Origin of the sequence: Mucilaginibacter terrae (genome assembly GCF_042679325.1) — a bacterium.
In the GTDB taxonomy this organism is placed as follows: domain Bacteria; phylum Bacteroidota; class Bacteroidia; order Sphingobacteriales; family Sphingobacteriaceae; genus Mucilaginibacter; species Mucilaginibacter terrae.
The window spans coordinates 39,985-52,768 of record NZ_JBHTMJ010000011.1; the positions used below are offsets into that span (position 1 = coordinate 39,985).

The window sequence follows — 12,784 nt, forward strand, 5'->3', positions numbered from 1 at the left end:
AAAATGTAGTTGTTGCAAAGCTTTAACAATGGAAAAATAAACCAGCCTTACATTACATAAGATGCGATTTAAAGTAAAATCGTTACAGCGAGTTATTTATTTAATTGCAAAGTAATGAGCAATAGCGTATTAAAAATAGGGCTTAACATTATTTAACTAAAATTTAACACACTATAATCTAATTAACTACTTGTTAAAGCGGGTCATGGTGAGTTCGGTACCAACGGTGGCAAAGCTTTTGATCATTTCTACAGAGCGGTCAATGAGCGCCGGTAGTTCCAATTGTTCGTCTTTATCAAAACTGCTCAACACGTAATCAACCTGGCGGCCTTTGGGGTAATTATCGCTGATGCCAAAACGCAGGCGGGCATAGTTGTTGTTCCCTAACACCTGTTCAATGTTTTTTAAACCATTATGGCCGGCTGCGCTTCCTTTGGGCTTGAGGCGCAGGGTGCCTAAGGGCAACGCCAGGTCATCAACTAAAACCAGCACGTTTTCTACCGGGATCTTGAGCTGCTGCATCCAGTGGTTAAGGGCTTTACCACTTAGGTTCATGTAAGTGGTGGGTTTAATTAAATGCAGCATGCGGCCTTTGTGACTAACCTCGGTGTAATAGGCCAGCCGCATGTTATGAAAAGATGTTTTTTCCTGTTTGGCCATTTCGTCCAGTATCATAAAACCAATGTTATGACGGGTATCTTTATATTCGGGACCAATATTGCCCAAGCCTACGATCAGGTATTTCATAATTTATTAAGAGCCACAAAACTAACAAACCCCTTTAAACAAATGAAACGCTATGTTAATTGACTACCTGATTTTACAAAGGCACGATCATTTTTAAACTAATGTTGCGGCCAATGTTATAAATCCCGCTGCTACCGTTGGGCGTTGCCTGGTAGTATTCAAAATACTTTAACCGGTTAAGGTTACTTTGATAGGCCTTGTCGAGCAAATTGTCGACCTGCAAATATACATCGAGCATAGTTTTCCCTCTCTTGTTTTTGAAGCCCGAACCGCAACCCATGTTCCACAAAGTGTAGCCGGGTGTGACAGTTTCAGTATCATCTAAAGCGTAAAAATGGTTTTGGGCGGTATAAGCATCGGCTTCGAGTTTTATATAAGGTTTAATGAGAGTTTTTGAAGTTTTTTGAAAAGTAACGCGAATTTCTGAACGTACATGCAGTGGCGGAATAAAGGGTAAATACTTAGCATCGTTGCCCACGCGGGCTATCAGTTCGGCGTTTTTGTTCAGGCCATTTACATAAGCCAAACTGTTGTTCCAGTTTAACCATTTGGCTTTTTCGGGGTGCAGGTTAACCGATATTTCGGCACCATATAACCGCGCCCCCGACTGCTGGTACTGGTACGTATTGTTTCCCGGAACTATCACCACAGGGTTGCCATTGGCATCGTTCAGCCTGGCCTGGTATATATAATTGTAGATGTTGTTGTTGAATACTTCGGCGCTCAGGTCGGCGTCTTTAAGGTAAGCAATAAGGCCAATATCCTGCTGTACGTTGAACTCCGGCTTAAAAGCACGGTTACCCAAATACACAATATGCGCGCCCGGGTCGAGCCCGTTAGATCCAATTTCGGTAATATTAGGTGCCCGATAACCACGGGCTATGTTGGCTTTTAACAGCAGCCGTTCATTTACATTATAAGTTAAGCCCAAACTCCCCGACCAACCCCTGTACCGCTTGTTGAAAGATGGGAATTGTAGATAGGTACCAATAGTATCAGCATCTTTAATCCGTTTTTGAAAACCATTTTGCGGATTATCAGCCACAAAAAAGTCGCCCCATTTTATACTGCGGTTATCAAAACGCAAGCCTCCGCTAATATCAACAGGGCCAAAAGTTTTCTTAGCAAATACAAATGCGCCGATATCGAACAGTTCATAATCGGGGATAGGAAAGTCAGTTGCGTTCTTACTACGATTGGTTTGGTACATGCCGTTTACCCCTACAGATGCTTCGATACCGGCCAATTCGGGCAGGTTGTACTTTACATCGTAGTTAAGGGTGTTGAGTACTACATAAAGACCCGGCTGTTGTGGTTGGGTAGGATGATTGTACTCGCGACGTACGCTTTGCTGGCCGCCTGCCATGAGGTTGATGCTCCCTTCACCTATATTAAACTGGTTGCTGGTGTACACCCGGTAGTGCTGAATGTGCTGGTATAAGGGGTTTAATTTATAGGTTTTTAGCTCGTTTTGCGGCACAATGGGGCGGTTTTTAATATCGTCACCTGCATCCAAAGTTTGGCGGGTAAAGCGGCGTGTAAGCGAATCGCGGCTGCCATCGGGTATTTCCTGTTTATTGTTGAACAAGGTGGCCGCCAGTTGCGAGTAACCCCAGCTTTTATCAACCCGTGCCATAGCCGATAAGTTTAGTTCGTTATAAGCCGTGCCGTACACCCGGCCATCAATACTATTAGTGTAATTATGCGCCAGTTTGCCGGTACCGCGGGCGGTAAATCGCCAATCGGTGTGCTTATAAGCCAACCCTAACGATGACCCGATGAGGCCGTTATTGGTATGATAATCAACTGTATAATCGCCTTTCAAAGCATTGTTCTCAAAATTAGGCAGGTATGGAATCATGTTAATTACCCCCGCCAAAGCATCCGACCCGTACGATAAACTGGCCGGACCTTTTACTACTTCGGCACGTGCTATACCGTACTGGTCTATCTCAATACCATGCTCATCGCCCCATTGCTGGCCCTCCTGGCGGATGCCGTCGTACAGGGTCAGTACCCGGTTGTAACCCAATCCACGGATGAACGGTTTAGACACATTAGGGCCGGTGGTGACAGCGCTTACACCCGGTACCCCTTTAATAATAGCATCTATAATATTGTTGTTCACGTTTTTATCCATATCCTTTTTGCTCATTACAGCAACAGGCACAGGGTTTCGGCGAACTTCAGTAGCACGGCTTACCCCAGTCACAATCACATCGTTTAAGCGTGATTCGCTTTTAACCAACGATACATTAAGCACCAATACTTCATTACTTTTTACCTGAGCTACCAACTGTTGCTTTTGATAACCTACTGCTGAAAACTGGACGTTATAAGTACCCGGCGCAAGGTTGCGTAACTGGTAATAACCATCGTTACCCGTTCGGGTTCCGGTGGTTTTGGTTATAATGCCAACCGATACAAACCCCAGGGGGCCGTCCTCAGCCGAGATTACCCGTCCTTTTATGCCACCAGTTTGAGCATAAGAAGATAATAGAAGTGTTGAATATGTAAGAGTTAAGTATATGTATTTCGCCATTACTAATTATTTAAATAGATAAGGCAAATCTATAAAATTAGGTATAACTAATTTTATAGATTGTTAAATTTATTTTTATACGTTTGATTTAACTAAATGCTGAAAAGAAATGAACACTTTCTCTGAAGAGAATTACCTGAAGTCTATTTTCAGATTATCTCAAATGCCGGATGTTAAAAAGATTTCCACCAGCGCCATTGCCGAATCATTGGGTAACAACCCGGCATCGGTGGTGGATATGATCCGCAAACTCACCGATAAGCAACTCATTGAGTACGATAAGAAAAAAGGCGTTAAACTTACCCCTCATGGACAAAAGGATGCCATACAAATTGTGCGTAAACATCGCCTGTGGGAGGTTTTTTTATTACAAAAGCTGGGGTACCGCTGGGATGAGATCCATGATATAGCCGAAGAACTGGAGCACATTAAACACCCGGACCTGGCCGACCGATTGGAGCAGTTTCTGGAATTCCCCGAATATGATCCGCATGGCGACCCTATACCTAAAGCCAATGGTAAAATGGCTAAAACCTACTCCGCCTCCCTGGCCGATGGAAAAATTGGCACTACCTACCGGGTAGCCGCGGTGAGAGATACCAGCAGTTCTTTTTTGCAATACCTGCATAAACTGGAAATTAACATCGGTACACAAATTAAACTCATTGAGCAAATTACGTTCGATCAATCGCTCATTATCAGCATTAACCATACCGAGCCTACTACGGTATCATCTAAGTTTGGAGAAAATATTTTAATTAGTTAACGCACAATTAAAGCTAAAATATTATCTGAGGCAATAGCCTTGTTAGCACATAGCACACTGGTGTAAACGGCAAAGCCGGGCTATTATCTGGGGCAATGAAATGGGTGCTATTTAATTATACCCGTCTCTAACTTTACTTTAAACTGAATTTAACCTATTCTTCCCTGTAGGTAATTTTCTATCTTTGCATCTCATGCAATTAACAGAAACTACAGTTAAACAGGGGTTTAAGGGGTACAATAATTACGGGGCCTGGCTCAAAAACAAATATAAGGGGCACAGGGTGTTTAAAGTAATTGTGGATGGCGGCTTTACCTGTCCCAACCGCGATGGCTCTAAAGGCTACGGTGGTTGTACTTACTGTAACGTAGATTCTTTTACACCTTCGGTATCGCGCCAGGCACCAACCTTGCGCGAGCAGGTTGTACAGGGCATGGAACGTGCCCGCAAAGGCAATAAGGCCGATAAGTTTATTATATACTTTCAGCCTAATACCAATACTTATGCGCCCACCCATTATTTAAAAATGCTGTACGATGAGGCGTTGAGTATTGATACTGAAAACATTGTGGGCCTCTCGGTAGGTACACGTCCCGATTGTATCGACGCCGAAAAAATCGCCCTGCTCGAAAGCTATACCGATCGTTTCGATGTAGACCTGGAAATGGGTATGGAGTCCATTTATAATGATACGCTTAACCAGATCAACCGCGGCTGTACGCACGATGATTTGATTAAAGCGCTTAAACTGGTAGAGAACAGTAAGCTGGATGTTTGTGTGCATACCATTTTTGGTTTCCCTTGGGAGAGCCGCGAAATGATGCTGCGCTATGCCGATGAGATCAACCGTTTTCCGCAGATCAAATTTGTGAAGTTTCACCACCTGCATATTGTAGAAGGCTCGGTAATGGGTGTTAAATACAAACGCGAACCCTTTAAGCTTTTCACGCTGGATGATTATGCCGAATTTTTGTGCGAATTGTTGCCTCTGGTACGGGCGGATGTAGTAATCCAGCGCCTCTTCGGCCTTTCGGATAGAGAACTGCTGATAGCCCCTAACTGGCAACTTAAAAAATCGGAAATACAATACTATATCGATCAAAAGATAGAAAGCCGAGGTATTGTACAAGGCTCTGCGTTATTATAAAACTGCATTTGGTATTTGCTTTGTAGTAAACAGCTGATTAAGTTAGTGTTTAATTTAAGCTGTAGTGTCGCAAAAAACCTTACCAAACTATATCCCCGCCCTCACTGGTGTGCGTGCTTTAGCCGCATACCTGGTTTTTATATCCCACTTTGAGTACATATTCGACGGAAATTTTCCTCACGCCGTGCAAAGATTTCTACAGGAGTTTCACATGGGGGTAACTATATTCTTTGTTTTATCGGGTTTTTTAATTGCTTACCGGTATTATCATAATTTTCATTTAACGAAAAACTGGTTTAAGCAGTATCTCAAAAACAGGGTCGCCCGCATTTATCCCATGTACCTTATTTTAACATTGGGCGCGTTCATTTACTATTACTTTACTAAAGATGCCCGGGTGGTAGGCAACTTCCCGTCGCCCATAGGTGCGTTGCTCATGAATGTTACCTTTTTAAGGGGTTTTTTTGATGATTTGAAGTTCACGGGTATCTCGCAAGGCTGGTCGCTTACGGTAGAAGAATGCTTTTATTTTTCGGCCCCATTCATGTTTTTAGCATCTAAAAATTACAATAAATTTTTGATTCCGGTGGTTATCACCGGCTTTGGCGCGCTGCTGGTATTCCTCTTTCGCAACATAAACTGGTACGGTTTCTTCGGTAATTTTACCTTTATGATGATCCATACCTTCCTGGGCCGTTGTTTTGAGTTTTTTGTTGGCATACAATTGGCGCTTATCATGCTCAGGAAAGGGGCAACCCGCAGCAGCAGCGTTAGCTATACTTATATAGGGTTTTTGCTGATGTTTGTTTGTGTGGGCATTATGTCGCAGCTGGCAATCCCAAAAGGATGGTCGGCCGGCTTACATAACCCATTTGGGATATTTACTAATAACTATCTGCTGGCTGTTTGCATTGCGTTGTTCTTTTACGGCTTGCTTACCGAGGGTAGTATTATAAAAAAGGTGCTCTCCAATAAATTTGTTGAGCTGCTGGGTAAAAGCTCGTATATATTTTACCTTATACATTTAGGTTATATACGCGATTATTTGAACAACGGAATTAATTGGCTTAACGACTGGATTTTTGAATGGTATGATAAAAATGGCCTCGACTGGCACTCGCCTTTAGAGAACGATATTGTGAATTTAGCGTTGCAGTTTGTTTTGCTTAATGCCCTATCCATATTGTTATTTAAGACTATTGAAGAGCCTTTAAATCATTATATTCGCAAATCAGACTTTTTAATTAAAGTCAAGGATGGTAAAGCAGCGCAGTCTGTTAAGGTTACCACATAACAACACCGCTAATAAAACATGAAAAAATATACTTACATCTTTCTACTTTCCTTGTTTTTTCCTTTGGTGTTGCGGGCTCAAAATCCGCAGGGTACTATTCCGAGTTTGCCTAACAAAAAAGGTAGTACAAGTACTACCACGGCACCTGCTCCTAACAAAAAAGCCAATACTCCTATTGTTTTACCCCAAGAGGAAGCCGGCGGAGATGATCCTGAAGGTGAAATTATAACTAAAATAAAAGCCAGCCCCAAATCGGGCTTATTAAAATCATCGCAATCAATTGGCTACAAGGTTGAACTCCAGAGCACTTATAAAGTAAAACAGGATGGGAAGCTAACTGTAATGGTAACTACGGATATGGGCGAAAAAGTTACCGAAAAACTTTATAATGTTAAACTGGGTAAAGAAGGCAGCCGCACTATTAATGTGGATTTGCCACGCCAGCAGCCAGGCTTTTACCAGGTAAAGTTTATGCTCAACTTATCATTTTATGATGATACGCTTAAACGTATTTACGGGGTTGACCCTGATAAAGTAATTGACCCGCTTAACAAGCCCGGCGATTTTGATACTTTTTGGGAAAACAGCAAAACTATACTGGCTAAGGTAGAGCCGCAATACAAGGTTACCCGCCAGGCCGACCTATCGACCAAAGAAAAAGATGTGTACCTGGTGGAAATGCACTCATGGGGTAACGCCGTTATACGCGGCTGGATGACCATACCCGTTAAGCGCACTAAAAAAATGCCTGTTAAATACAGGTTGCCAGGTTATGTAATTACCATGAAACCTACTATGGACGATGATGAATTTATTGTATTTAACATTAATGTACGGGGGAATGGCAATAGTAAAGATGCCCTGAAGTTTAACGGAGAGTACAACCTGTATCATATTAATTCGCGCGATGATTATATTTACCGTGCGGTGTACATGGATTGTGTACGCGGGTTAGACTTTTTAGCGGCATATTCCGATTACTTTGGCATTGACGAAAATCGCTTGGCCGTAGTTGGTGGTAGCCAGGGCGGTGCTCTGGCCATAGCACTGGCCGGTATTGATACCCGGGTTAAACTGGTTACAGCCGAACTACCGCTGTATTGTAACCTGCGTACCGCGTTAAAAGTAAGTGCTGCCCTATATCCCGGAAAAAAATCACCCGTATGGATGCTGGGCGAATATGTACGCAAAACCCCATCATTCAACGAAAAAAGATTATTTGCTTTATGGGATTATTTTGATCCTATTAATTTTGCACCTAACGTAAAATGCCCGGTTTTGCTGGCGGTAAGTTTGCTCGATGAGCTTTGTCCACCGCGTGCCAGTTTCACCATGTATAACCAGTTAGGCAGCAAAAAGAAAGAAACCTGGGTTAGCCCCAATTTAACCCACGAAGTAGACGATAGCTATTACATATTCCAATATTACTGGATTAAAGAAGGCTTTGTATTACCATAGCTTATATCCCAACCCTTATATATGAAGAAATTTTTTTACATAACATTTGTTGCCTTATATTTTATTTGTACACAGCCGGCGTTTGCGGGTTGGCCTATGGGTAAAAAAAGGTTTATGCTGGGTGCTGGCGTATCGGCTTTTTTTGCAAAAGATTATTGGGACGCCGATGGTAAATACATCAGGGGTACCAAAACATTTGCTTCTTATAGTTTGGGTATTAACGGCAGCTACGGCTTATCGCGCAGGTTAGATCTTGTTTTTAGTGTGCCTATTGCCATACAAGTTAATAATTACGCTACTTCTGATAGGGTATCTGCCGGTTTGGCCGATTTAACATTAGGCCTGAGTTACAACCTCATTAATTACAAATACAAAAACTATACTTCGGTATATGGTGGTGTTATTGTACCGCTTTATGCCAAGTTTGCCGACCAAACCTTGGGTTTGGGTATGTATGGAACCGAGGTTAAATTAATGAACACGGGTAACCTCGCTCTTGAAGATAAAAAAGCATATTATAACTTGGAGGTAGGATACCGCCAGTTCTACGATCCGAACGGACCTTCACAAATTACTTATTTAGCGGCTTTAGGTTATTCTATAGATAAAGAAAACCAGCTGGTATTAGATGTATCGGGTATATATTCTTCCAGCCCCGATAAACAACGGATTATTTTTACAGGCGCCGCCCGCGATTATCGCGTAACCCGTACCTCGTTAAGCTATGCCCATGCGTTTTCACGCCGATTTTCGCTCTCGGCATCGGGTTTTTATACCTTAACCGCACGTAACACAGGTAGAGGCTACGGCTTTGGCTTACAAGGGCTATACCGGTTTTAAGAATTATAATAAACAGTTGCTCAGCATTTAAAATGGTGCCCTCATTTAAACTGACGGCACCATTTTCGTTTTAAAAAAACGATTCTATCCAAATAGTTGCTTTACCGCCTTTTCACGATACTTAAAAATTTGCGCTATCTTGTTTTTAACCAGCACTTTGTTGGCTATGTTACCGGCCGGGCCGTAACCTATGGCGTAGTTTAAAATATCGGTCATTAATACCCCACCTGGTACTTCTTTAAAATGGTGCTGATGGTGCCATAACGCGTATGGACCAAAGCGTTGCTCATCCACAAAATATTGTTTATCCTGCACATGGGTAATCTCGGTCATCCAGTTAAGCTTGATGCCAAACACGGGGGTCACTTTGTAAGTGATAATCATGCCGGCATACATCTTGGTATCTTGGTTGTAAGGCGAGGTTACCACAAACTTCATATCGGCAGGCGTAATTTTTTGCAAATTAAGCGGCGACGAAAAAAAATCCCAGGCTTCATCCAAGGATATGGGAATAAACAGCTCCCAGCGGCGTTCGTAAGTTTTCATGTATTTTTTTAACAGTAGAATAAATAAACTGTTTCAATAGTACGTAAAAGTATTCAAATTCGATAATAAGGTACGTTATTGTACCATTTTATTGGCGCAATACGAACTGGCAAATGCTTCGGGCTTGGCCTTAAAAACAAAACCCATACTCAAAATGTAACCCATGGCTTCGTGCAGGGCCTGGTTGCTTTTAAACATCGGGTTAGTGTTAATATCGGCATGTACCTCCAGAGCAACATCATACAAATCCAGCAAGTCGCAAAGCTTGTAGGCAATGTCTATAGATTTTTGCACCTCGCTCAGCATACGCTCCTTAATACTCATTTTTTGCGAAGTACGTTCCTGATGAATGTACATAAAGCCGCCGCGCTGTTCGCGCAAAAAAACAATAACGGTGGCAAAATCGGTAATGGCACCTTTCACCTGCGAATCGGTACCGATGCATACCTTGAGTTTATTACCCGAATTGGTTTCGCGCTCAATGGTCTTTTCTACTTCTTCTAAAATGGGGGTTTGCAGTATTTCACCGCTGAATTTTCTCCAGGTCATAAAAATACAATAAGAGTTAATTTTAAATGACCTTTTTAGGGTCTATAAAAATAAGCGATTGTTATTCGTATTAAACGAAATTTAAGATGATTTATTTGTTAACATTAAGTTGGTTTTCAACAGTTTACTCATGTATTTTTATGCAGGTGGATAACTTACACACCAAATTTGCCTACTAATGCTTTTAACGTTTAAAATTATATTTTTACAATGAGGTAGGCTACCGCTAAAACGATAGCATTTTTGCAGATGACTAAAAGTAAAATATTGTGTTTTTTGTTCTTATTAGCTTTGATGGTTATTATAAGCAGTTGTTTTGTATTTGGCGATAAGCATGGTCGCCGTACCTCTCGAGGCCCCCGCTTTCCGCATGACGAAAAACCAGGGCAAAAGCAATAATTGTTAGTGGCATTAACCAAAAAACGTTAAATGGGATAATAATAAGCTTAAATTGAATTAAATAAAATACACTAATAGATAAATTTATATATGGCTATTGTGTTGATTGATAACTTATTACCTATATTGAAGATTTAAATTTAATTTACAAATGCTTAAATAATTAGGAGCCTGCTTAAAGGTTTGCAAATTTTGCGGCACCAATTAAGTACTACAAAACCTATTTAAACCATGCGTATATATTTATTAGCTCTTGTTGTTTTTTTTAACAGCGTGCTGTTGGTTAAAGCACAAACCATTCAATCGCCCGATAAAAACCTCACCCTAAAATTTGCACTGCAAGATAACGGCGTACCCACGTACCAGCTTACTTACAAGCAAAAGGCCGTTATTAAAACCAGTAAATTGGGTTTGGAAACTAAGGACGTTCCGTCTTTTTTAGATGGATTTACCATCACTAAAACAGAGCAGGCTACGTTCGATGAAAACTGGAACCCGGTTTGGGGCGAGCAAAAAACCATCCGTAACCACTATAATGAACTGTTGGTTACCTTAACTCAAAAGGCACTTAAAGACCGCTTTATTCGCATCCGTTTTCGTTTGTTTAATGATGGTTTAGGTTTCCGCTACGAATTTCCATCGCAACCAGAACTTAATTATTTCATCATCAAAGAAGAGCATACGCAATTTGCCTTAGCGGGTGACCATAAAGCATTTTGGTTACCGGGTGATTTCGATACCCAGGAATACAGTACGGTAACTTCTAACTTGTCTGAAATACGCGGCAAAATGAAGGCTGCCATTACCGACAATGTGAACCAAACCACGTTTTCGCCAACAGGGGTACAAACGCCGTTGATGATGAAGAGTAAAGACGGTTTGTACATTAACATTCATGAAGCCGCGCTGGTAGATTACTCGTGCATGTCGTTAAACCTCGATGATAAGAACATGGTGCTCGAGTCGTTTTTAACGCCTGATGCTATTGGCCTGAAAGGATTTATGCAGGCGCCTACTCAAACGCCATGGAGAACGGTGATCGTAAGCGATAAGGCTGGTGACATCCTCCTCTCGAAACTGGTATATAACCTGAACGAGCCTACTAAGTTTAAAGACGTATCGTGGATAAAGCCGGTTAAATACGTAGGTGTATGGTGGGAAATGATCACCGGTAAAAGTACCTGGTCATACACCGACTTAAACAGCGTAAAATTAGGCGTAACCGATTTTGCCAAAGCCAAACCAAACGGCAAACATGGCGCTAACACCGCCCATGTAAAAGAATATATCGATTTTGCTGCCAAAAATGGTTTTGATGCTGTATTGGTAGAAGGTTGGAACGAAGGCTGGGAAGATTGGTTTGGTAAAACTAAAGACTACGTTTTCGATTTTGTGACTCCATACCCCGATTTTGATGTAAAAGAACTGCACCGTTACGCGGCATCTAAAGGTATCAAAATAATTATGCACCACGAAACATCAGGCTCGGTGCGTAACTATGAGCGCCATTTGGATACAGCTTACAAGTTTATGGTAGAAAACGGCTACAATGCTGTTAAAAGTGGTTATGTAGGTCAGATCATTCCACGCGGTGAACACCACTATGGCCAATGGTTGGTTAACCATTACCTGTATGCCATTACCAAAGCAGCCGATTATAAAATTATGGTGAACGCGCACGAGGCTATTCGTCCTACTGGTTTAGCGCGTACTTATCCTAACTTAATTGGTAATGAAGCCGCCCGTGGAACCGAGTATGAGTCGTTTGGAGGGAATAACCCCGACCATACCACTATACTACCCTTCACCCGCTTAGTAGGGGGACCGATGGATTATACACCCGGTATCTTTCAAACTCAAATCAGCGCGTATAACCCCGAAAATAAATCGTACGTGCATACTACGCTTACCAAGCAATTGGCTTTATATGTAACCATGTATAGTCCGCTGCAAATGGCCGCCGATTTGCCGGAGACTTATAATAAGTTTTCGGATGCGTTTCAATTCATAAAAGACGTAGCCATTGATTGGGACGACAGTTATATGGTAGAAGCCGAACCCGGTGATTACCTCACCATAGCCCGTAAGGCCAAAGGTAAAAACGAATGGTATGTAGGCAGTATCACCGATGAAAACGCCCGTACCGCTACTGTTAAATTCGATTACCTGCCTAAAGGTAAAACCTATGAGGCCACAATTTACGCCGATGGTAAAGAAGCCAGTTTCGACAAGAATCCGCAAAGTTATACCATCCGTAAAATGAAGGTGACCTCTAAAACCGTACTCAAGCAAGCCGTAGCCCCTGGTGGTGGCTTTGCCATTAGTATTAAATAAAGAAAGTTTTTGTGTGTTTATATATAGAACAGGCTTGTTAGTAATAACGGGCCTTGTTCTTTAATGCAGCAATATTTACCGATACCCTTTTGAAAACACAATGATGTTTATAAAAAACTATTATATTGAAACTCGTGTAGAAAATAAAATATCATACCTTAA

General features: G+C 41.8%; 10 protein-coding genes. 6 read left to right on the top strand and 4 right to left on the bottom strand.

All coding sequences use genetic code 11. From position 1 onward, the window contains the following. Positions 1-186: 186 nt before the first annotated feature. Both pth and ACFQ3S_RS09730 read right to left on the bottom strand, forming a co-directional pair. Complete coding sequence (gene pth / locus ACFQ3S_RS09725; RefSeq protein WP_377163782.1) at positions 187-747, bottom strand: aminoacyl-tRNA hydrolase; 561 nt, start codon at positions 745-747, stop codon at positions 187-189. A 73-nt stretch (positions 748-820) separates the two neighbouring features. Continuing rightward, a complete protein-coding gene (locus ACFQ3S_RS09730; protein WP_377163784.1) occupies positions 821-3,289 on the bottom strand; it encodes a TonB-dependent receptor in 2,469 nt (822 codons plus the stop codon). Positions 3,290-3,398: 109 nt separating this feature from the next. Between ACFQ3S_RS09730 and ACFQ3S_RS09735 the strand changes: the two genes are divergently transcribed. The 5 genes from ACFQ3S_RS09735 to ACFQ3S_RS09755 all read left to right on the top strand — a co-directional run bounded on the left by ACFQ3S_RS09735 (position 3,399) and on the right by ACFQ3S_RS09755 (position 8,794). After that, complete coding sequence (locus ACFQ3S_RS09735) at positions 3,399-4,055, top strand: metal-dependent transcriptional regulator (protein WP_377163786.1); 657 nt, start codon at positions 3,399-3,401, stop codon at positions 4,053-4,055. Between the two features lie 193 nt (positions 4,056-4,248). Continuing rightward, positions 4,249-5,202: a TIGR01212 family radical SAM protein gene (locus ACFQ3S_RS09740; protein WP_377163788.1), complete on the top strand. Its 954-nt coding sequence runs from the start codon at positions 4,249-4,251 to the stop codon at positions 5,200-5,202. A gap of 64 nt (positions 5,203-5,266) precedes the next feature. Further along, positions 5,267-6,496: an acyltransferase family protein gene (locus tag ACFQ3S_RS09745; RefSeq protein WP_377163790.1), complete on the top strand. Its 1,230-nt coding sequence runs from the start codon at positions 5,267-5,269 to the stop codon at positions 6,494-6,496. Between the two features lie 18 nt (positions 6,497-6,514). Continuing rightward, the gene (locus ACFQ3S_RS09750; protein ID WP_377163792.1) at positions 6,515-7,954 is read left to right on the top strand and encodes an acetylxylan esterase; all 1,440 of its coding nucleotides are present in this window, start codon (positions 6,515-6,517) and stop codon (positions 7,952-7,954) included. A gap of 21 nt (positions 7,955-7,975) precedes the next feature. Continuing rightward, on the top strand, positions 7,976-8,794 hold the full coding sequence (locus ACFQ3S_RS09755; RefSeq protein WP_377163794.1) for a transporter: 819 nt from the start codon (positions 7,976-7,978) through the stop codon (positions 8,792-8,794). An 84-nt stretch (positions 8,795-8,878) separates the two neighbouring features. Here ACFQ3S_RS09755 and ACFQ3S_RS09760 read toward each other — a convergent pair whose 3' ends face one another. Next, complete coding sequence (locus ACFQ3S_RS09760; protein WP_377163796.1) at positions 8,879-9,340, bottom strand: SRPBCC family protein; 462 nt, start codon at positions 9,338-9,340, stop codon at positions 8,879-8,881. A gap of 75 nt (positions 9,341-9,415) precedes the next feature. Next, positions 9,416-9,889, bottom strand: a complete 474-nt coding sequence (locus tag ACFQ3S_RS09765) for a ribonuclease H-like YkuK family protein (RefSeq protein WP_377163798.1) — start codon at positions 9,887-9,889, stop codon at positions 9,416-9,418. Positions 9,890-10,519: 630 nt separating this feature from the next. Here ACFQ3S_RS09765 and ACFQ3S_RS09770 point away from each other — a divergent pair. Further along, on the top strand, positions 10,520-12,622 hold the full coding sequence (locus ACFQ3S_RS09770; protein ID WP_377163800.1) for a glycoside hydrolase family 97 protein: 2,103 nt from the start codon (positions 10,520-10,522) through the stop codon (positions 12,620-12,622). The last annotated feature ends 162 nt before the right edge of the window (positions 12,623-12,784 follow it).

What these genes read in the sequence shown, in the direction of transcription:
- ACFQ3S_RS09770 (WP_377163800.1), top strand. Translation starts at nt 10,520, where the DNA reads ATGCGTATATATTTATTAGCTCTTGTTGTTTTTTTTAACAGCGTGCTG.
- ACFQ3S_RS09755 (WP_377163794.1), top strand. Translation starts at nt 7,976, where the DNA reads ATGAAGAAATTTTTTTACATAACATTTGTTGCCTTATATTTTATTTGT.
- ACFQ3S_RS09750 (WP_377163792.1), top strand. Translation starts at nt 6,515, where the DNA reads ATGAAAAAATATACTTACATCTTTCTACTTTCCTTGTTTTTTCCTTTG.
- ACFQ3S_RS09765 (WP_377163798.1), bottom strand. Translation starts at nt 9,889, where the DNA reads ATGACCTGGAGAAAATTCAGCGGTGAAATACTGCAAACCCCCATTTTA.
- ACFQ3S_RS09760 (WP_377163796.1), bottom strand. Translation starts at nt 9,340, where the DNA reads ATGAAAACTTACGAACGCCGCTGGGAGCTGTTTATTCCCATATCCTTG.
- pth (WP_377163782.1), bottom strand. Translation starts at nt 747, where the DNA reads ATGAAATACCTGATCGTAGGCTTGGGCAATATTGGTCCCGAATATAAA.
- ACFQ3S_RS09740 (WP_377163788.1), top strand. Translation starts at nt 4,249, where the DNA reads ATGCAATTAACAGAAACTACAGTTAAACAGGGGTTTAAGGGGTACAAT.
- ACFQ3S_RS09735 (WP_377163786.1), top strand. Translation starts at nt 3,399, where the DNA reads ATGAACACTTTCTCTGAAGAGAATTACCTGAAGTCTATTTTCAGATTA.
- ACFQ3S_RS09730 (WP_377163784.1), bottom strand. Translation starts at nt 3,289, where the DNA reads ATGGCGAAATACATATACTTAACTCTTACATATTCAACACTTCTATTA.